Source organism: Duganella sp. CT11-25, assembly GCF_047302815.1.
Classification (GTDB): Bacteria; Pseudomonadota; Gammaproteobacteria; order Burkholderiales; family Burkholderiaceae_D; genus Rugamonas.
Genome location: NZ_JBKBFD010000001.1, coordinates 1,470,553 through 1,493,839, shown reverse-complemented (window position 1 = coordinate 1,493,839; position 23,287 = coordinate 1,470,553). Strand labels below are relative to the sequence as shown.

25 protein-coding genes are annotated in these 23,287 nt (G+C 65.4%); 10 read left to right on the top strand and 15 right to left on the bottom strand.

The features are described from left to right. Positions 1 to 43: 43 nt before the first annotated feature. A complete protein-coding gene (locus ACEN9F_RS06100; protein WP_413418844.1) occupies positions 44 to 370 on the bottom strand; it encodes a flagellar basal body rod C-terminal domain-containing protein in 327 nt (108 codons plus the stop codon). 180 nt (positions 371 to 550) lie between these two features. On the opposite strand from ACEN9F_RS06100, the gene ACEN9F_RS06095 reads away from it, so the two are divergent. The 5 genes from ACEN9F_RS06095 to trxC all read left to right on the top strand — a co-directional run bounded on the left by ACEN9F_RS06095 (position 551) and on the right by trxC (position 6,112). Further along, positions 551 to 2,182, top strand: coding sequence for an OFA family MFS transporter (locus ACEN9F_RS06095; protein WP_413418842.1), 1,632 nt, complete (start codon positions 551 to 553; stop codon positions 2,180 to 2,182). Between the two features lie 86 nt (positions 2,183 to 2,268). After that, a complete protein-coding gene (locus ACEN9F_RS06090) occupies positions 2,269 to 3,138 on the top strand; it encodes an ABC transporter ATP-binding protein (RefSeq protein ID WP_413418840.1) in 870 nt (289 codons plus the stop codon). Continuing rightward, positions 3,135 to 4,706, top strand: coding sequence for an ABC transporter permease (locus ACEN9F_RS06085; protein ID WP_413418838.1), 1,572 nt, complete (start codon positions 3,135 to 3,137; stop codon positions 4,704 to 4,706). Before ACEN9F_RS06090 ends, ACEN9F_RS06085 begins: the two co-directional genes overlap by 4 nt. 188 nt (positions 4,707 to 4,894) lie before the next feature. Continuing rightward, positions 4,895 to 5,536, top strand: coding sequence for a TIGR01841 family phasin (gene phaP / locus ACEN9F_RS06080; protein WP_413418836.1), 642 nt, complete (start codon positions 4,895 to 4,897; stop codon positions 5,534 to 5,536). A 117-nt stretch (positions 5,537 to 5,653) separates the two neighbouring features. Next, entirely contained in the window at positions 5,654 to 6,112 is a 459-nt protein-coding gene (trxC, locus tag ACEN9F_RS06075; protein WP_413418834.1) for a thioredoxin TrxC, read from the top strand. On the opposite strand, the gene ACEN9F_RS06070 is transcribed toward trxC, so the two are convergent. The 10 genes from ACEN9F_RS06070 to dctP all read right to left on the bottom strand — a co-directional run bounded on the left by ACEN9F_RS06070 (position 6,113) and on the right by dctP (position 15,280). Beyond that, entirely contained in the window at positions 6,113 to 7,030 is a 918-nt protein-coding gene (locus ACEN9F_RS06070; protein WP_413418832.1) for an acyltransferase domain-containing protein, read from the bottom strand. Next, the gene (gene mdcB, locus ACEN9F_RS06065) at positions 7,027 to 7,992 is read right to left on the bottom strand and encodes a triphosphoribosyl-dephospho-CoA synthase MdcB (protein ID WP_413426984.1); all 966 of its coding nucleotides are present in this window, start codon (positions 7,990 to 7,992) and stop codon (positions 7,027 to 7,029) included. The genes ACEN9F_RS06070 and mdcB overlap by 4 nt, the downstream gene beginning before the upstream one ends. Then, positions 7,992 to 8,687, bottom strand: a complete 696-nt coding sequence (gene mdcG, locus ACEN9F_RS06060; protein WP_413418830.1) for a malonate decarboxylase holo-[acyl-carrier-protein] synthase — start codon at positions 8,685 to 8,687, stop codon at positions 7,992 to 7,994. Before mdcG ends, mdcB begins: the two co-directional genes overlap by 1 nt. Beyond that, positions 8,671 to 9,387, bottom strand: coding sequence for a biotin-independent malonate decarboxylase subunit gamma (gene mdcE, locus ACEN9F_RS06055; protein ID WP_413418828.1), 717 nt, complete (start codon positions 9,385 to 9,387; stop codon positions 8,671 to 8,673). Before mdcE ends, mdcG begins: the two co-directional genes overlap by 17 nt. Position 9,388: 1 nt before the next feature. Further along, positions 9,389 to 10,291 carry a biotin-independent malonate decarboxylase subunit beta gene (locus ACEN9F_RS06050; protein ID WP_413426982.1) on the bottom strand — a complete coding sequence of 301 codons (903 nt, stop codon included), beginning with the start codon at positions 10,289 to 10,291 and terminating at the stop codon, positions 9,389 to 9,391. Beyond that, on the bottom strand, positions 10,291 to 10,602 hold the full coding sequence (gene mdcC / locus ACEN9F_RS06045) for a malonate decarboxylase acyl carrier protein (protein WP_413418827.1): 312 nt from the start codon (positions 10,600 to 10,602) through the stop codon (positions 10,291 to 10,293). The genes ACEN9F_RS06050 and mdcC overlap by 1 nt, the downstream gene beginning before the upstream one ends. A 94-nt stretch (positions 10,603 to 10,696) precedes the next feature. After that, complete coding sequence (gene mdcA / locus ACEN9F_RS06040; RefSeq protein WP_413418825.1) at positions 10,697 to 12,349, bottom strand: malonate decarboxylase subunit alpha; 1,653 nt, start codon at positions 12,347 to 12,349, stop codon at positions 10,697 to 10,699. Then, positions 12,349 to 13,698 carry a TRAP transporter large permease gene (locus tag ACEN9F_RS06035; RefSeq protein ID WP_413418823.1) on the bottom strand — a complete coding sequence of 450 codons (1,350 nt, stop codon included), beginning with the start codon at positions 13,696 to 13,698 and terminating at the stop codon, positions 12,349 to 12,351. Before ACEN9F_RS06035 ends, mdcA begins: the two co-directional genes overlap by 1 nt. Next, positions 13,695 to 14,258, bottom strand: a complete 564-nt coding sequence (locus ACEN9F_RS06030) for a TRAP transporter small permease (RefSeq protein WP_413418821.1) — start codon at positions 14,256 to 14,258, stop codon at positions 13,695 to 13,697. The genes ACEN9F_RS06035 and ACEN9F_RS06030 overlap by 4 nt, the downstream gene beginning before the upstream one ends. Further along, positions 14,255 to 15,280 carry a TRAP transporter substrate-binding protein DctP gene (gene dctP, locus ACEN9F_RS06025; RefSeq protein ID WP_413418819.1) on the bottom strand — a complete coding sequence of 342 codons (1,026 nt, stop codon included), beginning with the start codon at positions 15,278 to 15,280 and terminating at the stop codon, positions 14,255 to 14,257. The genes ACEN9F_RS06030 and dctP overlap by 4 nt, the downstream gene beginning before the upstream one ends. Positions 15,281 to 15,428: 148 nt before the next feature. On the opposite strand from dctP, the gene ACEN9F_RS06020 reads away from it, so the two are divergent. After that, a complete protein-coding gene (locus ACEN9F_RS06020; RefSeq protein WP_413418817.1) occupies positions 15,429 to 16,091 on the top strand; it encodes a GntR family transcriptional regulator in 663 nt (220 codons plus the stop codon). A 3-nt stretch (positions 16,092 to 16,094) separates the two neighbouring features. Here ACEN9F_RS06020 and ACEN9F_RS06015 read toward each other — a convergent pair whose 3' ends face one another. Then, positions 16,095 to 16,562 (bottom strand): RrF2 family transcriptional regulator, encoded by a 468-nt coding sequence (locus ACEN9F_RS06015; protein ID WP_413418815.1) that lies wholly within the window; start codon positions 16,560 to 16,562, stop codon positions 16,095 to 16,097. 105 nt (positions 16,563 to 16,667) lie between these two features. Between ACEN9F_RS06015 and ACEN9F_RS06010 the strand changes: the two genes are divergently transcribed. Further along, positions 16,668 to 16,925 (top strand): hypothetical protein, encoded by a 258-nt coding sequence (locus ACEN9F_RS06010; RefSeq protein WP_413418813.1) that lies wholly within the window; start codon positions 16,668 to 16,670, stop codon positions 16,923 to 16,925. A gap of 11 nt (positions 16,926 to 16,936) precedes the next feature. On the opposite strand, the gene ACEN9F_RS06005 is transcribed toward ACEN9F_RS06010, so the two are convergent. Beyond that, positions 16,937 to 18,118, bottom strand: a complete 1,182-nt coding sequence (locus ACEN9F_RS06005) for a multidrug effflux MFS transporter (RefSeq protein ID WP_413418811.1) — start codon at positions 18,116 to 18,118, stop codon at positions 16,937 to 16,939. 146 nt (positions 18,119 to 18,264) lie between these two features. Here ACEN9F_RS06005 and epsC point away from each other — a divergent pair, with 146 nt between their 5' ends. From epsC to ACEN9F_RS05990, 3 genes are all read left to right on the top strand, one after another. After that, positions 18,265 to 19,188, top strand: coding sequence for a serine O-acetyltransferase EpsC (gene epsC, locus ACEN9F_RS06000; RefSeq protein ID WP_413418809.1), 924 nt, complete (start codon positions 18,265 to 18,267; stop codon positions 19,186 to 19,188). 138 nt (positions 19,189 to 19,326) lie between these two features. Then, complete coding sequence (locus tag ACEN9F_RS05995; RefSeq protein ID WP_413418807.1) at positions 19,327 to 19,983, top strand: peroxiredoxin; 657 nt, start codon at positions 19,327 to 19,329, stop codon at positions 19,981 to 19,983. A 2-nt stretch (positions 19,984 to 19,985) separates the two neighbouring features. Next, positions 19,986 to 21,044, top strand: a complete 1,059-nt coding sequence (locus tag ACEN9F_RS05990; protein WP_413418805.1) for an MBL fold metallo-hydrolase — start codon at positions 19,986 to 19,988, stop codon at positions 21,042 to 21,044. Positions 21,045 to 21,093: 49 nt separating this feature from the next. On the opposite strand, the gene ACEN9F_RS05985 is transcribed toward ACEN9F_RS05990, so the two are convergent. After that, positions 21,094 to 22,449 carry an LLM class flavin-dependent oxidoreductase gene (locus ACEN9F_RS05985; protein WP_413418803.1) on the bottom strand — a complete coding sequence of 452 codons (1,356 nt, stop codon included), beginning with the start codon at positions 22,447 to 22,449 and terminating at the stop codon, positions 21,094 to 21,096. Further along, complete coding sequence (locus ACEN9F_RS05980) at positions 22,449 to 23,282, bottom strand: MetQ/NlpA family ABC transporter substrate-binding protein (RefSeq protein WP_413418801.1); 834 nt, start codon at positions 23,280 to 23,282, stop codon at positions 22,449 to 22,451. The genes ACEN9F_RS05985 and ACEN9F_RS05980 overlap by 1 nt, the downstream gene beginning before the upstream one ends. Positions 23,283 to 23,287: the final 5 nt, after the last annotated feature.

Below are 23,287 nucleotides of genomic sequence, written 5' to 3'. Positions count from 1 at the left end.
CCTCTCCGGCAGACCTCAATGTGGCCGATACGGCCACACCCTGTCAAGCTTTGATGTCGATGAGCGTGCCGAGATTCTGGTCGGCCGCTTGTATCACCTTGGCCGACAGGTCGAACTGCGCCTTGTAGACCAGCGAGTTGGTGGTTTCGGTGGCGAGGTTGGTGGCGCTGGGCGCGTCCACCTGCGCCAGTTGCTGGCCCTGCAGGGAGAGCGAGACGCCGCTGCCGGCCGGACTGCTTTCCTTGAATACCGCCTGCGCCGGCTGGAAGCCCTGGGTGCCGATGTTGGCGATCGCGTGCGCGCTATTGCCCAACGCGCGTTCTGCGGCGTTGAGCCCGGTAACTCCTGAGCTAAGTGCGGCGATGGCCATTTAATTTCCCTTCGGCAATGATTGGTAGTGTACACCCATGTCGGGAGGAATGCACGCCGTTGACTAAAATTTCAGCAGTTCCTGCTGCGGTGCGCCATTGCTGAACATTCTACTTTTCCATCATTTGTGCTACGCTCCGCCTTTAGTTGTTTTAAAGAAATAACAATTAAGGAGACATAAATGGCAGTGTTTGATTTTCTGGAAAAAGACCGCACCATCGCCGGCGCGGGCTTCAACCGCTGGCTGGTGCCGCCGGCGGCGCTGGCGATCCACCTGTGCATCGGCATGGCGTATGGTTTCTCGGTATTCTGGCTGCCGCTGTCGCGCGCGATCGGCATCAAGGAATCGCTGGCTTGCCCCGCCGACATGGCGCTGATGGCCAAGATCCTGTCGTCCACCTGCGACTGGCAGATCTCCATGCTGGGCTGGATGTACACCATGTTCTTCGTCTTCCTCGGCTTGTCCGCCTGGCTGTTCGGCGGCTGGCTGGAGCACGCCGGTCCGCGCAAGGCGGGCGTGGTGTCGGCCCTGTGCTGGTGCGGCGGCCTGGTGATCTCGGCGCTGGGCGTGTACCAGCACCAGATCTGGCTGATGTGGATAGGCTCCGGCGTGATCGGCGGTATCGGCCTGGGCCTCGGCTATATCTCGCCGGTGTCGACGCTGATCAAATGGTTCCCGGACCGCCGCGGCATGGCGACCGGCATGGCCATCATGGGCTTCGGCGGCGGCGCGATGATCGGCGCACCGCTGGCCACCACCCTGATGAAGCATTTCGCCACGCCCGACTCGGTCGGCGTGTGGCAGACCTTCCTGGTGATGGCGGCGATCTATTTTGTCTTCATGATGGCCGGCGCGCTGTCGTACCGCGTGCCGCCCAGCGGCTGGAAGCCGGCCGGCTGGACCGCGCCCGCCACCAACGGCAGCAGCATGATCACCACGCGCCACGTCCACGCCAGCAAGGTGTGGGGCATTCCGCAATTCTGGCTGGTGTGGCTGGTGCTGTGCCTGAACGTAACGGCCGGTATCGGCATCCTGGGCATGGCCTCGCCGCTGCTGCAGGAAATCTTCGCCGGCCAGCTGCTGGGCGTGACGGCGTCGTTCAACGAGCTGACGCTGGCGCAGAAAGGCCAGATCGCGGCCATCGCGGCCGGCTTCACCGGCTTGCTGTCGCTGTTTAATATCGGCGGCCGCTTCGTGTGGGCCTCGTGCTCGGACTTCGTGGGCCGCAAGGTCACCTACGGCATCTTCTTCGTGCTGGGTCTCGCGCTGTATGCGTCGATCCCGTCGATGGCCCACGGCGCCCACCTGGGTTTGTTCGTCGGCTTCTTCTGCGTGATCCTGTCGATGTACGGCGGCGGCTTCGCCACCGTGCCGGCCTACCTGGCCGACCTGTTCGGCACCCAGATGGTGGGCGCGATCCACGGCCGCCTGCTGACCGCCTGGGCGGCGGCCGGCGTGTTCGGTCCCATCCTGGTCAACTACGTGCGCGAGTACCAGATCGGAAACGGCGTGCCGAAGGCGCAAGCCTACGACATCACCATGTATGTGCTGGCGTCGCTGCTGGTGGTGGGCCTGGTCTGCAACCTGCTGGTGCGTCCTATCGCCAACAAGCACTTCATGACCGACGCCGAACTGGCGGACGAGAAGAAGCTGGCGCATGAGCGCGACGCGGCCGCGTCGACCGGCGCCGCGGTGACCGCGAACGGCAAGACCAGCCCTGTGACGGTGGCTTTCGGCTGGCTGGCGGTTGGCATTCCGCTGGCGATCGGCATCGCCATCACCGTGGAAAAAGCGGCCGTGCTATTTAAATAACAAGGTAGAATAAATATCCAGCCTGCGGGGCCGGCTCCAGCGTTTGCTGGGCCGGCCCCGTTTCCATTTCCAGGAGCCGCTTGTCCATGCTTGAGATACGCAACGTCGTCAAAACCTACGCGAAGAACGTCAAGGCGGTGGACGACGTCAGTTTGAACCTGCCGGCCGGCGTGGTCGGCTTGATCGGCCATAACGGCGCCGGCAAGACCTCGCTGATGCAGATGATCGCCACGCTGACCAGGCCGACCAGCGGGCAAATCCTGTTCGACGGCGTCGACATCGCCCGCAAGCCGGAGGCGATGCGCGGACGGCTGGGCTTCCTGCCGCAGGACTTCGGCGTATATCCGAACCTGACGGCGCTGGAGTTCCTGCAGTACTTCGCGGCGCTGAAGGGTGTACGCGATCCGGCGCGCCTGCGGCTGCTGCTGGAGATGGTCAACCTGCACGAGCATGCGGACCGGCAGGCGGCCGGCTTCTCGGGCGGCATGCGGCGCCGGCTCGGCATCGCGCAGGCGCTGCTCAACGACCCCGATGTGCTGATCGTCGACGAGCCGACCGCCGGACTCGATCCGGAGGAGCGGCTGCGCTTCCGCCATCTGCTGTCGGAGATCGGCTTCCGCAAGCTGGTGATCGTGTCGACGCATATCGTGTCGGACATCGAGAACATGGCCAGCCATCTGGCCATCATGAACAAGGGCAAGCTGGTCGGCTACGACACGCCGGACAGTTTTGTGCGCGAAGCGCGCAGCCAGGTGTGGTCGGCGACGGTGGAGCCGCAGCACTACGAGACCCTGCGCGCGCAGGTGCGCGTGCTGCAGGCGCAGCGCAACGAACACGGCATCCATCTGCGCATCGCGCATCCGTCGTCGCCCTGCGCCGGTGCGCTGCCGGCCGAGCCGACGCTGGAAGAGGCGCTGATGACGCAGCGCTACGCCATCCAGGAACAGGCGGCATGAACGCGCCGGCGCTGAAGATGGTGCTGCTGACCGAGGTGCGCCTGCGCATGCGGCGCACCGGCACGCTGGTGGCGGTGCTGGTGCTGATCGTCCTGACCTGGCTGATGGTCGGCGATCCCGCCAAGGGCCAGGCGCTGCTGGTGGCCGGCAAGATGCGCGTGGCCTATACCAGCAGCTGCCTGGCCCTGGGCAGCGCGGGATTGGGCGGCCTGTTTCTCGGCCTGGCCGGTTTCTACCTGGTGCGCGGCCGCATGAGCGAGGATGCGCGCAGCGGCGCCGGCTCGGTGCTGGCCGCCACGCAGGTGAGCAACGCGGCCTTCCTGTTCGGGCGCTGGCTGGGCGCGGCCGCCTACCTGTGCGGGCTGCTCGTCATTTTCCTGGCGACCATGCTGGTGCTGCACGCGGTGCGCGGCGAGGGGCCGATACAGCTGCTCGTCTATCTGCAAGCCTTCGCGCTGACATTGCTGCCGCTGGTGTTCTTTACGGCCGCCATGGCGGTGCTGTGCGACGCCTGGGCGCCGTTGATGGGCAAGCGCGGCGACGTGCTGTACTTCGTCTTCTATGTGGCGCAGATGGCGGTGCCCATCGTGGCGACGGCGGAGGGCGCCGGTTGGTCGCCGTTGTTATTGATCGACTTTTCAGGCCTGGGCGCGACAATGATGTCGGTGCGCTCGGTGATTCATAGCGATGGCCTGGTGCTGGGCGGCGGCGACTTCGATCCGGCGCTGCCCGCGCTGATGCTGCCGCAGTGGCTGTGGAGCGTGCGGCTGGGCGTCACGCGGCTGGGATGCGCGGTCTTCGCCATGCTGCCGCTGCTGCCCGCGCTGCTGCTGTTCCATCGCTTCGACCCGGAGCGCGTCAAGGCGCGCAGCGGCGGAGCGGGGCGCTGGTCGCGGCTGATGCCGATGCATCGTCTGTTCCGGCCGCTGGCAGGCCTGGTGCGGCCGCTGTTTCCGCTCGCCGCGCGTACGCCGGGTGTCGCCGGCTACGCGCTGGCCGTGCTGGCGCTGACGCTCGCCTCGAATCCGGCCGCCATCGTGGTGGCGCTGGGCCTGCTGTTGGCCGGTTGCCTGGTGCCGGCCGCCGCGCTGGGCGGGCTGGCGACGGGCGCCATCGCCATCTGGGGCATCCTGGCCAGCGACATCAGCGTGCGCGACCGCCAGCACGACGTGGACGCCATGAGCGCGGCCGCGCCCGGCGGCGGCGAACGGCGCTATGCGGCGCAGCTGCTGGCCTCCTGCCTGCTGGCGTTGCTGTTCACCGCGCCGGTGCTGCTGCGCTGGCTGCTGGTCGAGCCGGTCCGGGGCGCGGCGCTGCTGAGCGGCGTGCTGGCGCTGTCGGCAGCCGCCAGCCTGCTGGGCAGGCTGAGCCGGACCTCGCGCGTCTTCCTGGCGCTGTTCCTGTTCGGACTGTATGTGGCGACGCAGGTGGTCAAGGCGCCATCGTTGGATGTGGTCGGCTTCAACGGCGTGGCCGACGCGCAATCGGTGGCGATGCAGTCGCTGGTCGGAGCAATCCTGTTGGCGATAGGAGCATGGCACGAGAAATGTCGGGGTACAGGGAACTGAGGAAGAAAAGGTCTAGGAATAATCCGGTTTGAAAAGTTCCGTTTATTCGGAGTGCACACGTTTGATACAGATCAGACGTGCCCAGTCGGGCTAACGTAGCCTTGTCACTCGCGCTGCAGACGCGTCGTCGAAACCGGTTCGACACCACCCCCCCCAGGCCATCTTTCATTCTTTATTCGAGGAATTTTATGTACCCTTTTTCCCAAATCGTTACCCCAGCCGCCAAAACCCATCTGGAAGCGCAATTGTCGTTCTATAACGACGTGTCGAAATCCCTGTTCCGTACCGTGCAGCAGTACAGCGATCTGAACATCCAACTGGCGCAAACCCTGCTGGAAGAATCCACGTCGGCGGGGCAGCACGTCATCACGGCGCATCGGCCTACCGAAGCGATCGCCGCCGCCGCGTCGCATGCCCAGCCGACCGCGGAGAAACTGCGCGCTTACCAGCAGCACCTGTCGCGCATCGCCGCCGACACCCAGGTTGACCTGTCCAAAGTTGCCGAAGAGCACGTACAGGAAACCAGCCGCACCGCCAAGGCGCTGGCCGAAGAGGTGGCGCGCGTGACCTCCGAAGAAACGGAAAAAACCCTGCGCAGCCATCAGGACGCTGTGGAGAAGTTTACCGACCCATTCTTCTCCCAGGACGGCGCGCGCCAGTCGCGCGGCGAATTCCGCAGCGGCAGCCAGTCGCTGCAAAGCGGCCAGAATGGCGCTGAAGGCCGTGAAAGCGGCAACCTGCAAGGCGGGCAAGCCTCCCAGGCCCAAACCGCCGCTCAAGCCGCACAACAAAGCAGCGGCAAACAGACTGGCGCTCGTAAAGAGACCTGATTTCAACCAGAGTAGTCAGCCTTGATTTGGCCGCACACGCGATCTCCCTTCGCGTGGCGCGGCATTTTTTGCGTCCTTGCTTTATCATGGTCGGCTTGTTGCTGTCTGGAGATAAAGATGACGAATTCCGCCGCCGCGCAGCCCGAGTCGCTGCATATAGTCTGTCCGCATTGCGATGCGGTCAATCGCGTGCCTGCCGCCAAACTGGCGGAGCAACCGGTGTGCGGCAAGTGCCAGAAGGCGCTGTTCACCGGCCAGCCGCTGGACTTGTCGAGCGCGCGCTTCCTCAAGCATATCGAACGCAGCGATATTCCGGTGCTGGTCGATTTCTGGGCGCCGTGGTGCGGTCCCTGCAGGACCATGGCACCGTTTTACGCGCAGGCCACGCAGCGGCTGGAGCCGCGGTTCCGCGTGGTGAAGGTCAATACCGAGGAATCGCAGGATCTGGGCGCGCGCTTTGCGATCCGCAGCATTCCGACGCTGGCCCTGTTCAAGGGAGGGCGTGAAGTGGCGCGCCAGCCGGGGGCGATGGATGCGTCCAATATCGTCGCGTGGGCGACGCAGAACAATCGCTGATCAGTCTTCGGCGGCGCGCGCCAGCCATTTGCGGATGCCGTCCAGCGTGCGGAAGTCGGCCACCGAGCGGGTGTTGATGTGCGGATGGCGGCTTTGCAGCATGCGCGAGAGCGCGTTGCCGGGACCGAGTTCCAGCGCGTAGGTGATGCCCGCCTCGGCGGCGGCGTCCATGCAGGCCAGCCAGCGGATTTTTTCGGCCAGCTGGCGCGATAGCAGTTCGACCGCCTGCGCCTTGTCGCTGACGGCGGCCGCGCTGATGCCGGCCAGGACCGGCGCGTTCATGGCGCTGAAATCCGCCTGGCGCAGCGCTTCGGCAAACGGCGCGACCGCGCTTTCCATATAGTGTGTATGCGATGCGACTTCCACCGGCAGGCGGCGGCTGCGGCCTCCGGCCGCCACCACCGCTTGTTCCAGCGCTGGCGCGGCGGCGGCGGGGCCGCCGGCGACGCAGCTGTCGTCGCCGGTTTCTATGCTGATCCGGTAGCCGTGGCTGGCGGCGAGCGTTGCGGCGGCTTGCAGCGTCAGGCCGGTGATGGTCACCAGTGCCTGGCCGGGATGGCGGGCCAGGCTGTCGTCCATCAGTTGCGCGCGGCGGGCGGCGAGGGCTAGGGCGGCTTCGGCCCTTAGCGCGCCGGCGACGCCGTAGCCCGCCAGCTCGCCGATGCTGTAGCCGGCCACCAGCGCGGGCTGTGGCGTGAATTCGCGGATGGCTTCCCACATGCCGAGCGTGGCGGCGACGATCAGCGACTGCGCGCGGTGGTTGGCGAAGATGTCGCCCGTATCCGCGCCCGGGGCGGTGGACGGCGCCAGGCGGTCGAGCAGGGCGGCGGCGGCGGGGCTGGTGCGGGCCAGGTCGAACATGCCGGGATGCTGGCCACCCTGGCCGGGGCACAGCAGGAGCAGTCGGGCGCGGCTCATTTCAGTGCGGCGATGGCGTGCACCAGGCAACTGGCGGCCAGCAGGTCGGCGGCGCCGCCCGGCGACAGGCGTTGATCAACGAAGACGCGATGGCTTTCCAGCGCTTCGGCGCGCCAGCCGGCGTTGGCGGTGCCGCCAAGGTCGATGAAGCGCTGGGCGTGCGAGCGCACGGTCTGCGCGCCTTGCGGGCCGGCGCGGTGGTAGACGTTGCTGTCGCTGATATGGGCCATCAGGGCGAACAGCGTGTCGATGCGGGCATGCGTCATGCTGGCGCCGCGCGTGCGCGAGGCTAGCAGGGCGGGGACGCCGATTTCAAACACGGAGGGCAGGCCAAGCGCGCCTTCCTCACGCGCGCCGCTCGCCGCGTATTGCGCCGCGACGCGTAGCCCGTTGCTGAGCGGTGGCGCGTCCGGCATGGCCGTTGCGGCGGTCGGTGGGGCGGTGGTGGGGACGGCATGCATGGCGAGTTCCTCGCCCCAGCGTATCAACATCGCGGCACGCAGGGCGGCCGGCGTCATCGGCGTGCCTTGCGCGCGGGCGCGGCCGGCGGTGGCGCACAGCATGCCGAGGCTGAAGATCGCGCCGCGATGCGTGTTGATGCCGCGCGTCGCCTTCAGCATCGCCGCCTCCGCCGCGATGCCCAACAGCTTCAGTTGCGCGAACGGCGCATCGTCCCATCCCGCCAAACAGATTTTCTTGAAATAGTGCCGCAGCGAGAACAGGCTGCGCATGAAGGTGGCGGCGTCCATGTCGTCATGGCTGCCGTTATCGACCGGCGACACCAGACCGGGCTTGGGATACAGGCACAGCTCCTCGTGCAGGCTGCGCACGGCCAGCCGCGCCATGTCGCGGGCGAACGCGAGCCGCGCGGCGCGGGTGGCCCGCACCGGCGCGGTGGTGTGCTGAGCCGGCCGCGGCGAGGTGCGCGCGGCCGCAAGCGCGGCAGCCTGAGAGGCGCGCATCACACGTCCTCCAGCGTCGCCAGCAGCGACGCGATATCGGCCAGCCGCACCGACAACAGCTCCTTGACGATCACCTTGGCCGGATGCGCCATCGCCATGCGCCACTCCTTCCACGATACCGCCTGCCCGCCAGGGAAGACGATCTCGCCGTCGAGCGGCAGTTGCGCGGCATGCCGCGACAGCAGGGCGACGCCGTCATCGAGCTGCTTGCGGCTGGTCGGATGGAACAGCACATCCACGTCCGACGACGGCGACACGTACAGCAAGCCGGTCAGCGCCTGCATCGCCAGCGAACCATACACGCGCAGACCCATGCCGGCCGCGTCCTGCTCCAGCGCCGTCAAACGCTCGCGCCACGGCCCCGAAGACCGCAGCGCCGCACGCAGGTCGACCGCCGGAGCGGCCTTGCTGATATGCCCCACATGCGCGCGCAGCGAGATGCGCACCTTTTCGCCGCTATCCTCGTCCGGCGGCAGCGGCAGGCCGAGACAGATTTCGTCGTCCTGGGTGCCGATATCCATGCGCCGCACCACGGCCGGCCAATCCTGGCCTTCCCACAGCTTCAACGCCGGCCTGTGCTCCTTCCGGGCCGCGTGCTGCACCGCGCGCCAGCCGTCTTCTTCCAGCCAGACCAGCATGTGCCGCTCAAAGCCAGGCGCGCGCGACGCGGATTCGGATTTATGCGGTATGTACATGGCCGTCCGTCATGACCGCGTCGATCACCGGTTGCGCCAGGCGCCGTCCGCCGCGCTGCAGTCCGAGTGCGCTGCGCTGGTCGCCGTCGCTTTGCCGCGCCAGCGCCGCTTGCAGATGCGCGGCCAGGTCGCCTTCCCAGATCGACTCCAGCCCACCCATGCGCAGGTAGTTCTCAGGCCCAGGCGCAAACACCGGGTTGGCCTTGGCCAGTTCGGTCAGCAGTTCTTCCGGCACCTTGGTGATGCGCGCCATCGCCGGCAAGCCCATGACACGGATGGTCGCATCGGGCAGGGCGTAGCAGGCATCCGCCATCAGGCCGCTGGTGATGAAGCCTCCCGACAGCGCCTGGTCGTACACCAGGCCGATGATCTTGTGGCCATTGCGGCGCGCCAGGTCCACGCACTTGCCCAAGTGGGCCATGTAGCTGTTGATGCCCAACATTTCGTCGCGATGGCGCAGGCGCTGGCCTTGCGTATCGATCAGCATCAGGATCGGCATGCCGGGATAATCGCGCACCGTGCGCAAGATCGCCTTGGCCTGCGCCAGCGCGATCTCCACGCCGATCGGCGTATGGCCGGTGGTGCCGATCACCGCGACGGCCTGGCCGCCGACCTGCGCGCTGCCGCATAAAAAATCATCCTGCTCGACGATCGCATGCCCCTCGGGGAACAGCATGTCAGCCAGTTTTTTGCTATCCATCTCAGACTCCCTGGCGGTGCGTTGCGGCCGCCGCGATAAAACTGTCCACGTCCAGCATCGGAATGTTGGCCGCCTCCGGCATCCGCATCGCGCTCCAGATATCGATCGGATCGGACAGGGCGCCGAAGCGCGTCAGGCGCTCGTCCAGCATCCGCTGCTCGGCTTCCAGCGCCTCCAGCGTCAATGCGGCCGGCCGGCGCGCGTATTCAGCCACGGCTTCCTGCGCGGCGGCGCGGAAGGCCTGCATGTCGTCGGCGACGATGCGCTGGCAGTCGCCCATCAGGTAGCGGTGCTTGCCGCCGGTGCTGCGCCAGACCAGCGCTCGGTCGCGCGAATCGAATTCCTCGACGCCGTTGGCGGTCTCGATCACTTCCGGTCCGGACATCGCCAGCCGGCCTTCCTCCGACATCACGACCACGTTGGCGCAGCGCGTGACGATGCCCATGCCGCCGAACGCGCCGTTGGAGCCGCCCACCAGCGCGATCACCGGGATGCCGGCGGCGCGCGCGTCAAGCAGGGCGCGCATCACCTCGGACACCGCGATCAGGCCGGCATTGGCTTCATGCAGGCGTACGCCGCCCGATTCCACCAGCAGCACCACCGCCGCGATCTTGTCGACGACGGCGCGGCGCAGCAGGCCGACCAGCTTGGCGCCGTGGACCTCGCCCACCGCGCCACCCATGAAGCCGCCTTCCTGCGCGGCCGAATAGACGGCGACGCCGCCCAGCATGGCGCGGCCGATGGCGACGCCGTCGTCGAACGCCACCGGCGCGTTCAGCTGCGCCAGGTGCGGGCTGATGACGCGCGCCGACGGCGGGAGGATTTCTTCAAAACTGCCCGGATCGAACAGCTGCTGCAAACGCTCGCGCGCGTTCGCTTCCTGGTAACTGACGACGTGTTTCATCATGCGTCTCCCAGCATGGTCTGCACGGCCTGGTCGAGGCGCAGGCTGACCACGGCGGGCGTGGCGCCCATGTCGTTGATCGAGATGCGGGTGTCGGCCAGCAGCCAGCGCTGGTGGAAGTCGCGCATCACCGCAGCCCAGATCGGGCCGAAGCCGACGGCGGCGGTGGTGATCTCGATGGTGCAGGCGCCATCCAGCGCCGCCGGTTCGATCAGCACTTCCAGGTTGCCGGAGCCGACCACGCCCACCACTTCCGGTGGCGCCGTCAGGCGGCGCGTGCCTTGTTCAAATCTGTATTTCAGGGTTTCCATGCTCAGATTCCTTTACTTTGGCCTGTCATTCCCGCGCAGGCGGGAATCCATACTCAGCATGGATCCCCGCTTGCGCGAGGATGACGGCGCGGGGTTACCAGTTGCGGAAACGCTTGGGCGGCTGATACAGGCCGCCCGATGCGCGCACCAGGTCTTTCATGTTGCGCGCGGCCAGCAGGTCGCGCGTGGCCAGGCGCTTGTCGATGCCCAGGTCCTCGGCGCGCTGGATGATGCCGCGGTCGCGCAGGTTTTCCACCATGCGCGCGTCGCGTCCCAGGCCGACCGGCGTATAACCCGCCACGCCGCGTATGGCCTGCTCGCGCTCCTCGTCGCTGCGGCACAGCAGCAGGTTGGCGATGCCTTCCTCGGTCAGGATATGGGTGACGTCGTCGCCGTAGATCATCACCGGCGGAATCGCCATCTTGGCTTGTTCCATCAGCTCCCAGGCGTCGAGCTTCTCGACGAAGGCGGGCTGCATGTGCTCGCGGAAGGTCTCGACGATCTGCACCACCAGCTTCTGGCCGCGCGGGATGGTGTTGCGGCCTTCGCGGGCCTGCTGGCCGGCTTTCAGCCACGCCGGGCTGGCGTGGCGGCGGCCGCGCGCATCGGCGCCCATGTTGGAGGCGCCGCCGAAGCCGGCGATGCGGCCCGCCGTCGCGGTTGACGAATTGCCCTGCAAGTCGATCTGCAGGGTCGAGCCGATGAACATGTCGCAGGCATAGTGGCCGGCGGCCTGGCACAGGGCGCGGTTGCTGCGCATGGTGCCGTCCGGGCCGATGGCGAAGACGTCGGGCCGCGCGTGGATATACTCCTCCATGCCCAGCTCCGAGCCGAAGGAGTGCACCGACTGCACGAAGCCCGCCTCGATCGCCGGGATCAGCGCCGGGTGCGGGTTGAGCGCCCAGTGCTTGCCGATCTTGCCGCGCAGGCCGAGCGATTCCGCATAGGTCGGCAGCAGCAGTTCGATGGCGGCGGTGTCGAAGCCGATGCCGTGGTTCAGGCGTTGCACGCCGTATTCCGCGTAGATGCCCTTGATGGCCATCATGGCCATCAAAACCTGGATTTCCGAAATCTGCGCCGGATCGCGCGTGAACAGCGGTTCGATGTAGTACGGGCGCGGCGACTGCACGACGAAATCCACCCAGTCGCCCGGTATGTCGACGCGCGGCACCTTGTCGACGATCTGGTTGACCTGCACGATGACGATGCCCTGCTTGAAGGCGGTGGCTTCGACGATGGCCGGCGTGTCTTCCGTATTCGGGCCGGTGTACAGGTTGCCGTGGCGGTCGGCCGCTTCCGCCGCGACCAGGCAGACGCGCGGCGGCAGGTCGATGAAGTAGCGGCTGAACAGCTCCAGGTAGGTGTGGATGGCGCCGATATTCAGCTTGCCGGCCGACGCCAGCCGCGCCACCCGCGCCGCCTGCGGGCCGGAGAACGAAAAGTCCAGCCGCGAGGCGACGCCGCGCTCGAAGACATCCAGATGCTCCGGCAGCGCCAGCACCGACTGCAGCATGTGCAGCTGGTTGACGTGCGCCGGATCCAGGTTGGCCAGCGCGTGGCCGAGGAAGTCGGCCTGCTTCTGGTTGTTGCCTTCGAGGCAAACGCGGTCGCCGCATTCGATGACCGCGTGCAGCAGATCGGCGATGCGCGCCGCCGGCAGGCTCTTGCCGTCCAGCTGATTGCCCAGCGCCGCCTGGGCGCGCTGCAATCGCGCAGCGCGATTTTGCTGCAAGGTATTCCAGGACATTATTTTGCTCCCATGATCATGTCAGGCAGGCCGGTGGCGATGGACGGGATGAAGCACAGCAGCACGACCGCCACGAACATCAGCACCAGGAACGGGAACACCCCCCAGATCACATCCTTGAGCGGAATGTCCGGGGCGATGTTCTTTATCACGAATATGTTCAGTCCCACCGGCGGATGGATCAGGCCCATTTCCATCACCACGGTCATCACGATGCCGAACCAGATCAGGTCGAAACCCGCGTCCTTCAGCGGCGGCAGGATGATCGGCGCCGTCATCAGGATAATCGAAACCGGCGGCAGGAAGAAGCCGAAAACCACCACCATCAGCAAAATCACCGTCAGCAGCAGCCATTTCGACAGGTGCAGGCTGACCACCCAGGCGGCGGCGGACTGGCTGATGTGCAGGTAGCTCATCACGTAGGAATACAGCAGCGACATGCCGATGATCAGCAGCAGCATGGTCGATTCCTTGATCGAGGAGCTGAGGATGGGCGACAGGTCCTTCGGCTTCCAGACGCCGTAGATCGACGCCAGCAGCACCAGCGCCAGCAGCGCGCCCAGTCCGGCCGTTTCCGACGGCGTGGCGAAACCGCCATACAGCGCCACCATCACGCCGATCAGCAGCACGATGAAGGGCAGCACGCGCGGCAGCATTTCCACTTTTTGCTTCAGCGTGAAATGTTCGTCTTCCAGGTAGGCCGACTTCTCGCCGCCTTTTTCATAGATGACCAGCGCGGCCTTGTATTCCTTGTGCGCGCGGTAGACGGCATAGCCGGCGAACAGCACCACCAGCAGGACGCCGGGTCCGATCCCGGCCAGGAACAGGCGGCCCAGCGACTGCTCGGCGGCGACCGCGTACAGGATCATGGTGATCGACGGCGGCAGCAGGATGCCCAGCGTGCCGCCGGCGGCGATGATGCCGGCCGCGAAGCCCGGCGAGTAGCCGCGCTTGCGCATTTCCGGAATACCGGCCGAACCGATGGCCGAGCAGGTGGCCGGCGAGGAGCCGGCCATGGCCGCGAACAGCGCGCAGGCGAACACGTTGGCGATACCCAGGCCGCCCGGCACCTTGTGCAGCCAGGTGTGGATGGCCGAATACAGGTCCTTGCCGGCGGGCGACTTGCCGATGGCCGCGCCCTTCAGGATGAACAGCGGTATCGACAGCAGCGTGATCGACGCCATTTCCTCGTACACGTTCTGGGTGATCGTGTCGAGCGAGGAGGGCGGCATGCAGAAGTACATGAAGCCGGTGGCGACGACGCCGAGCGCGAAGGCGATCGGCATCCCGGAAAACATCACCACCAGGGTGACGGCGCCGTACAGGGCGCCAAGAGTGAGGTCGCTCATGCCGCGCGCTCCGATTCAGGTTTGTTGGTCATGCGCGCCAGCGTTTGCAGCACGATCTGCAGCGTCAGCAGCGTCATCCCGGCGGCCATCATGGAATACGGAATCCACAGCGGCGGCGCGAAGGTCGACGAGGTGGTCTGGCCATCGACCCAGGCTTCGTGGAACAGCAGCCAGGACTTCCATGTGAAGAAGGCGCAGAACAGGGCCGAGACCAGGTCGACCACGAACAGCCGCACAGCGTTGACGCGGCGCGGCAGCAGGCCCGCCACCGCTTCGATGCCGATATGGCCGCGATAGTACTGGACGTAGGCGGTGCTGAAGAAGGTCACGCCGACCAGCATGAACACCGACGCTTCATCCTGCCAGTCGGTGGGTGCATGGAAGAAGTAGCGCGACACCACCGAGTAGGTCAGCACGAAGGCGGTCAGCACCAGCGCGATCATGGACAGGAACAGCAGTCCGCGATTGATCCGGTCCAGCAGCGCGGTCGCGGCGGCGATAATGGCGTTGTCCGGCGGCGCGGGGCCGCGCGGCGGCGCCAGCTCTACGCCGTGGCTCATAGCGTTTTCTCCGCCAGCGCCAACAGCTTGGCGCAGTTGGCGTTCTTCTCGCCATAGTCTTTCCAGGCCGTGGTGCGGGCGATGGCCTGCCATTTTTTCAGCGCGGCCGGATTCAGGTCGGCCACCTTGGCGCCGACCTTCTGGTAGACGGCGGCCACGGCCTGGTCGTCTTCCTTGGCGGATTTGATCGCGAACGCTTCCATCTCGGCGCCGACGGCCATGATGGTGGCTTGCTGTTCCTTGTTCAGGCGGTCGAAGGCGGCCTTGGACATCATCAGCGGCTCGAACATGAACCAGTAGGCGCCGGCGCGGCCGGTGGTCAGCGCTTTCGACACTTCCTCAAGGCGGAACGAGATCAGCGAGGTGGAGGAGGTCAGCGCCGCTTCCATCGCGCCGGTCTGCATGGCGGCGTAGATCTCGTTGGACGGCAGCGACACCACGGCGGCGCCGGCGGCCTTGAGGATCAGGTCCATCTCGCGCGAGCCGCCGCGGATCTTCATGCCCTTGGCGTCTTCCGGATCGATGACCGGCTTGGTGCGCGATGCCACGCCGCCGGCCTGCCAGATCCAGCTCACCAGCACGATGCCTTTTTCAAGCAGGATGCGATTGAGTTCCTTGCCCACTTCCGCGTTCTTCCAGCCGTAGGCTTGTTCGTAGGAGGTCACCAGGCCGGGCATCAGGCCGATGTTCACCTCCGGCACCTCGCCGCCGGCGTACGACAGCGGCACCAGCGACATATCCAGCGCGCCCTTGCGCATGGAGGAGAACTGGGCATTGGTCTTCATCAGCGAAGAGCCGGGATAGATCTCGAACTTGAGCGATCCCTTGGAGCGTTTTTCCACCTCGGCGGCGAACATGCGGGTCAGGCGGTCGCGGAAGTCGCCATCCTTGACGGTGCCGCCGGGGAACTGGTGGGAGATCTTGAGCGTCGTATTTTGCGCCCAGGCTGGCAGCGACAGCAGCGGACTGGCGGCCAGCGCGGCCAAGGTGGTAACTACGGACCTGCGGGTGATAGCGGTCATACGTCCTCCAAGGGTTGATGTACAGAAATATTATCTTTGTTGCACTCGATATGCAATATTCTTTTTTGTGTATACAAGAATATCCCGCTTGAATACATTGTCAAGTGAAATATAATGAAGCCAGACAGACAGAAAGCACAAAACCGCTATGACGACCCATTCCGCCACCCTGCGCGAAGAAATAGAAGAAATGATTGCCGTCGGCAAACTCAAGCCTGGCCAGCATCTGGACGAGACCGAGCTGGCGGCGCGCTTCGGCGTCTCGCGCACGCCGGTCCGCGAAACGCTGATACAGCTGGCGTCCATGGGGCTGGTGGTGATACGGCCGCGGCGCGGCGCCATCGTCGCCGAGCTGGGGCCGCAGCAGCTGGTGGAGATGTTCGAGGTGATGTCGGAACTGGAGGCGACCTGCGGCCGGCTGGCGGCGCGGCGCATGACGACGGAAGAGCAGCAGTCCTTGCTGGCGGCGCACCAGGCCTGCCAGGAAGCGCTGGATGCGCAGGAGCCGGACGCCTACTACTACAAGAACGAAGTGTTCCATGAGGCGATCTACGCCGGCAGCCACAATCAGTTCCTGATCGAGCAGACCCGCAACCTGTACCGGCGCCTGCGGCCTTACCGCCGTCTGCAGCTACGCGTGCGCAACCGGCTGGCCAATTCGTACAACGAGCATGACGGGGTGGTGCAGGCGATCGTCGCCGGCGATGGCGAACTGGCGGCGCGCCTGCTGCGCGAGCACGTGATGATACAGGGGCAGCGCTTCTCGGATCTGATGGCGTCCCTGCCGCAGCTGACGCAGGACGCGGCCTAGGTTCTAGTTCTGCGCCGCGCTCTTGGCGGCGTTGCGCATGATGCGCACCGGCTTGCTGTCGGATGCGGCGCCGGCCGGCAGCATGTCTTCCAGCGTCTGCTGATCCAGCACGGCCAGGAAGGCGCGGGTGGCATCGTTCAGCGTGTGTTTGAGTTTGCAGTTGGGCGTCAGCGGACAGGTATCGCTGCTGCGGTCGAAGCACTCGGCCATGAAGAAATCCGTCTCGGTCAGGCGCACCAGCGCACCGATATTGATGTCCTTGGGCTCCTTGGCCAGGCGCAGGCCGCCATTGCGGCCGCGGACCGTCTCCACCATGCCGGACAGTCCGAGCTGGTACACCACCTTCATCAGGTGGTTCTTGGAAATCACATGCAGATCGGCGATGTCCTGGATGGTAACCAGTCGATCCCGATTGGCCGCCAGGTAGAGCAGCGTGCGCAACGAGTAGTCGGTAAATGAGGTGAGGCGCATTGGAGCGGATCTTTAGAGCGGTTTAATTCGTCATTCTACATGTTATGTTGCGTACCGACGATGCCACCGTTTTGCCGCAGAGTGGCGTCATATTGAGGAGGAAACATGGACAACGAAGACACGCGCCGCCAATTCATCAGCGAACTATGGCAGCGCTTCGAGCAGCTGCAGGCCTGGGCGGTGGAGAACTGGCCGGACCGGGAGCACCCGCTGTCGAGCGCCGATTTTGTCGAATCGCGCAAGGAGATACTGGGCTTGCGCAATCCGGCGCAATCGCCGGGCAAGCCGGCCGCGGACGGCCAGCCGGAGCCGGAGCAGGGCGGGCCGCAGTATGAAAACCTGAACCCGACACCCTGGCCCTGATTACCCGGAGATTAGTGTGTGACCGGCTTGCCGGTCTGAGCCAGCAGCCAGGCGATCACGCTCAGCACCAGGCTGGCCAGCACGCCCCAGGCCAGGTTCAGGGCGCTGTCGAACAGCAGCGGCGCCACCAGGCCGGACACCAGCGCGAACAGCAGCATCTGGATAAACGACTGCATCGACGCCGCCAGTCCGCTGTTGTTCGGGAAGTATTCCAGCGCGATCAGCGACAGCGGCGTCATGGCCAGCGCCAGGCCGAACGAGTAGATAAACAGCGGCATCACGGCCCAAGGCACGGCGGCCGCGAAGGCGTAGTTATAGGCGACGTTGATGGCACCGGCCGCGATCATGATCGCAAAGCCCATCCACACCTGCGCCGGGCGCGAGAACTTGTGCGCGAACTTGCCCGACAACGCCGAGCCGATCACCATGCCGCTGATCAGCGGCACGAACATCCACGCGAACGCGGTTTCCGGCAGGTGCAGGATGTTCATCACGAAGTAGGCGGCCGAGCCGATATACAGCGCCACGCCCGCGAAACACATGCCGACCGCGATCGACAGCAGCAGGAACTGGTGGTGGCCGAGCACCTTCCAGTAGTTCTTCGCGATGACGCCGAGGTGGAACGGATGGCGGTCCTTGACGGCCAGGCTTTCCGGCAGCGCGCGCTGCACGGCGACGAACATCAGGACGCCGAAGGCGCTGAGGAACCAGAAGATCGAGCGCCAGCCGAAGCTCACCTGCAGCCAGCCGCCCAGCACCGGTGCGATCGCCGGCGCCAGGCCGAACACCATCATGATATGCGACAGGATCTTCTGCGCGGCGGCGCCGGAGAAGCGGTCCTGCACGATCGCGCGTCCCACCACCGACCCGGCGCCGGCGGCCAGGCCCTGCACGATGCGGCAGGCCAGCAGCACGCCAATCGACGGCGCCATCGCGGCGACGACGGAGGCGGCGATGTACAGCACCAGCGACACCAGGATCACGGGGCGGCGGCCGAAGGAGTCGGACAGCGTCCCGTAGAACAGCATCATGAAGGCAAAGCAGAACAGGAACATGCTCAGGGTCTGCTGGATCAGCAGCGGGCTGGCGTCGAAGGTCTTGGCGATGGCCGGAAAGGACGGCAGATAGGTATCGATGGCCAGCGGACCGACCATCGACAGGCCGGCCAGGAGCAGTGTCAGCAAAATATTCATGAAAGGGGTATTGTTCGTTAGACCCGGCATTTTACGCGATATGCGGATTGCGCATATCGAAGGCCGAAATCATTCTTTCGTTTTGACGGAGCCGGTGATTAAGCTTCAGGATGGGCGATAACGCCCGCGTTTTTATTCGAGACACTATGACGATAGACACATTTGATGGAACCGGCGTCAAGCCGTCCCACTGGAACCTGGCCAGCGTGATCGAGCAGCTGCGGGTATCGCGCGAAGCGACGCACAACATCCGCCATCACGGCAAGGTGCGCGAGCTGCCGTCGCGCGAGGCGTTGACGATCATCGTCAACGGCCTGTCGGCGGCGCTGTTCCCGACCCATTACGGCCGGCCCAACCTGACCGACGAGAGCATCGACTACTTTGTCGGCGACACCTTGAACACCACCCTGAACCGGCTCACGGAGCAGGTGCGGCGCGGCCTGCAGTTCTCGGCCAAGGACGCCATCGTCGACGAAGAGGCGCTGACGCAGCAGGCGCACGCGATCACGCGCGAATTCGCGGCGGGCCTGCCGTCGATACGGGCCTTGCTGGTCTCGGACGTGCAGGCCGCGTTCTCGGGCGACCCGGCGGCGACCTCGGTGGCCGAGATCATGCTGTGCTATCCGGGCACCATCGCGATCCTGTACTACCGGCTGGCGCACCGGCTGCACCGGCTTGGATCGCCGTTCCTGGCGCGGCTGATCTCGGACATCGGCCACTCGCTGACGGGGATCGACATCCACCCGGGCGCGCAGATCGGCGGCAGCTTCTTCATCGACCACGGCACCGGCGTGGTGATCGGCGAGACCGCCATCATCGGCCAGGGCGTGCGGCTGTACCAGCACGTCACGCTGGGCGCCAAGCGCTTCCCGGCGGACGAAAAGGGGACGCTGATCAAGGGCGTGCCGCGCCATCCGGTGGTGGAGGACGACGTCGTCATCTACGCCGGCGCGACGATCCTGGGCCGCATCACCATCGGCGCCGGCTCCACCATCGGCGGCAACGTCTGGCTCACGCAAAGCGTCCCGCCCGGCAGCAACGTCTCGCAGGCGCAGATGCGCAACGACTGAAATCCGGGGTCCGGAATCCGACACGAGCTCATGTCGGATTCCGGACCTGACCCTGGATTTTGGCATAAGCATATCTATTTGATATGATGGGGTGTTCGCAAGGCTTTGACCAACCCCCCACTTTCAAAGGAGCATGCCATGTCACTCCGCATTAACGACCTCGCCCCCAACTTCACCGCCCAGACCACCCAGGGCAGCATCGATTTCCATAGCTGGATCGGCGACCAGTGGGCGATTTTGTTCTCGCACCCGAAAGACTTCACCCCGGTCTGCACCACCGAACTTGGCTACATGGCCAAGATCGAGCCGGAGTTCACCCGCCGCAACGCCAAGCTGATCGGCCTGTCGGTCGACCCCGTCGAAAACCATGAAAAATGGGCGGCCGACATCGAAGAGACCCAAGGCGCCGCAGTCAAGTACCCGATGATCGGCGATACCGACCTGGCGGTGGCCAAGCTGTACAATATGCTGCCGGCCGACGAAGCCGGCACGTCCGAAGGCCGCACGGCCGCGACCAACGCCACGGTGCGCTCGGTGTTCATCATCGGCCCGGACAAGCGCATCAAGCTGATGCTGACCTATCCGATGACGACCGGCCGCAACTTCGACGAGATCCTGCGCGTGCTGGACTCGATGCAGCTGACCGCCAAGCACAAGGTCGCCACGCCGGTGAACTGGAAGCCGGGCGACGACGTGATCATCACGCCGGCTGTCAGCAATGAGGAGGCTGAGGTATCCTTCCCGGGCTTCAAGATCATCAAACCCTATTTGCGTACAACCAAGCAGCCAGCATAATCATGATTTTTCGCCAGCTTTTCGACCCCACCTCATCCACCTACACCTATTTGTTGGGGGACGGCGGCGAAGCCCTGTTGATCGACCCTGTCTATGAACAGGTGCCGCGCGACATGGCCTTGCTGCAGGAGCTGGGCCTGCGCCTGAGCGCCACGCTGGACACCCATGTGCACGCCGACCACGTGACCGGCGCCTGGCGGCTGCAGCAGGGGTGCGGCAGCCGCATCGCGCTGGCCCGGGTGGTGGGCGCCGGGCTGGCGGACCGTCCCTTGCAGCACGGCGACCGCATCGACTTCGGCGGCCGCCATCTGACCGTGCGGGCGACGCCCGGCCACACCAACGGCTGCCTGACCTACGTGCTGGACGACCAGAGCATGGCGTTCACCGGCGACAGCCTGCTGATACGCGGCTGCGGCCGCACCGACTTCCAGGGTGGCAGTCCGCAGCAGCTGTTCGCCTCGGTGCGCGAGCAGATCCTGACGTTGCCCGACAGCTGCCTGCTGTACCCGGCGCACGACTATCGCGGCATCACGGTAACCAGCGTGGCCGAGGAGCGCCGCTTCAATCCGCGCCTTGGCGGCGACGTCGACGAGGGCGACTTCACCGGGCACATGAACAATCTCCATCTGCCGCATCCGAAGCTGATGGCGGTCGCGGTGCCGGCCAACCTGCGCTGCGGCAAGCCGGAAGGCGATGCGCCGCCGCCCGAAGTCCCATCCTGGGCGCCGCTGACGTTGCGTTTCAGCGGCGTATGGGAAATCGAACCGATGGCGTTGCTGGAACACGCCGCCAAGGTACAGATCGTCGATGTGCGCGAAGCGCCCGAATTCATCGACCGCCTGGGCCATTTGCCGGGCGCCAGGCTGGTGCCGTTGTCGCAGCTGATGGAGCGCATCGGCGAACTGGATCGCGAGCGGCCGGTCGTGGCCGTATGCCGCTCCGGCGTGCGCTCCGCCCAGGCCAGCGTGCTGCTGACAAAGGCCGGCTTCCCCCGCGTCGCCAACCTGGCCGGCGGCATGCTGCGCTGGAAGCTCGAATCGCTTCCCGTCGCCGCCGACTAAATCCGGGGTCAGGTCCGAAAACCGGACACGGGCGCTACCGTAGCGGCCGCTACGGTAGCGCCCGTGTCCGGTTTTCGGACCTGACCCCGGAGTTTTGACCCCGGAGTTTGTGGCCGAAGAGTTGTTCTCGCAGCGTGCCGGCGCTGTATTCCTTGCGGTAGCGGCCGCGCCGCTGCAGCTCGGGGACGATCAGTTGTACCACGTCGCGCATGCTTTCGTGAGCGACCGCGAACGCTAAGTTGAAGCCGTCGATGCCGGTTTCATCTTGCCAGGCTTCCAGTTGGTCCGCTACCTGGGACGGATCGCCCACCAATACCGGGCCGCGCCCTCCAAGGCCGATGAATTCGGCGGCTTCGCGTACCGTCCATTTGCGGTTCGGGTCGGCCTGGCTGAAGGAGGCCAGCGCGGAACGGCCGGCGTCGGAGTCGATATATTCGATCGTGGCGTCCAGCGCGAATTTGCTGAAATCGACGCCGGTCCAGCCGGAGAGCAAGGCCAGCGCCGCTTCGATGTCGATGTGGCGGCGGTATTCTTCGTGCTTGGCGCGCGCTTCGGCTTCCGTCGGCGCAGTGATGATCAGCGCCTGGGCGTAGATTTTCAGCTGCCCGCTGCCGGCCGCGCGCAGGTCGTCGACGTACTTCTTGACGACCTTTTTGCTTGGGCCGCTGACGAAGGTGCATTCCGCGTGCTTGGCCGCGAACGCCGTGCCGCGCGGCGAGGTGCCGGCCTGGTACAGCACCGGCGTGCGCTGCGGCGACGGTTCGCACAGGTGGAAACCAGGTACCTTGTAGTAGCGGCCTTCGTGATTGATCGGATGTACCTTGGCCGGATCGGCGTAGACGCCACGCTCCTTGTCGTTGACCACCGCGTCGTCTTCCCAGCTTTTCTCCCACAGCTTGTAGACTACTTCCATGTATTCGTCGGCGAGGTCGTAGCGTTCATCGTGGCTCAACTGCCGGTCCAGGCCGAGGTTGCGCGCGGCGCTGTCCAGGTATCCGGTGACGATGTTCCAGCCGATGCGCCCGCGCGTCAGATGGTCCAGCGTCGAGATGCGGCGCGCGAAGGTGTACGGATGCTCGTACGTCAGCGCGCACGTGACGCCGAAGCCCAGGTGCCTGGTGACCTGCGCCATCAACGGCACCAGCGCCAGCGGGTCGTTCAGCGGCGCTTGCACGGCGTGGCGCAGGGCCGCGTCGGCGCTGCCTTCGTAGACGTCGTAGGCGCCCAGCACGTCGGCCAGGAAGATGGCGTCGAAGCGGCCCGCCTCCAGCAGTTGCGCCAGCTCGGTCCAGTGATCAGGATCGGTGTAGCGGTGGCCGTTGTCGCGCGGGTGCGTCCACAATCCCGGCGACTGGTGGCTCACCGTGTTCATCTGGAAGGCGTTGAAGCGGATGATCTTGCTCATTATTTGGCGGCTGCCACTTTGCCGCCGGCTTCCAGCGCGAGCTGTTCGTCGGTCTTGGCGTAGTCGGCGAAGTGCTTGTTGGTCACGTCCAGGAATTCGCGCGAGCGGTAGGCGGCGGCGATGTCCTTGGCGAATGGCTTGTCCTTGTCGGCCGTGCGTACCGCTACCAGGTTGACGTAGTTGGGCGAGATTTTCTCGCGGATCAGCGCATCCTTGAGTTTCAGGCCCGAGGCCAGCGCATAGTTACCGTTGACGAAGGAGTAGTCGGTGTCCTGCAGGGAGCGCGGCAACTGCGCGGCTTCCAGCGGGATCAGCTTGATTTTCTTGACGTTGGCGGCGACATCTTTTTCCGACGCGCGCAGCGGGTCGACTTTGTCCTTCAGCTTGATCCAGCCCAGTTGATCGAGCAGCACCAGCGCGCGCGCCTGGTTGGTCGGGTCGTTCGGCAGCGCGACGGTGGTGCCTTCCTTGACGTCGTTGAGCGTCTTGTGCTTCTGGCTGTAGATGGCGATCGGCGCGGTTGGGATTTTCACCAGGTCGGTCAGCGCGAGCTTGTGGTCGGCCGAGAATTTTTTCAGGTAGATGATGTGCTGGAAGACGTTGGCGTCCAGCGAACCTTCGGCCAGCGCGAAGTTGGGCTGGATGTAGTCGTTGAATTCGACCAGCTTGACCTTGTAGCCCTGTTTTTCCAGGATAGGCTTGATGCCCAGTTTGATCTGGTCGGCGTACGGGCCGGCGCTGGTGCCGATCACCAGTTCCTTTGGATCCTTGGCGTGGGCGACGCCCAGGGCGAGGGTTAAAGCTGCGAGCAGCAGGTTGCGGCGTACGTTCATGATTT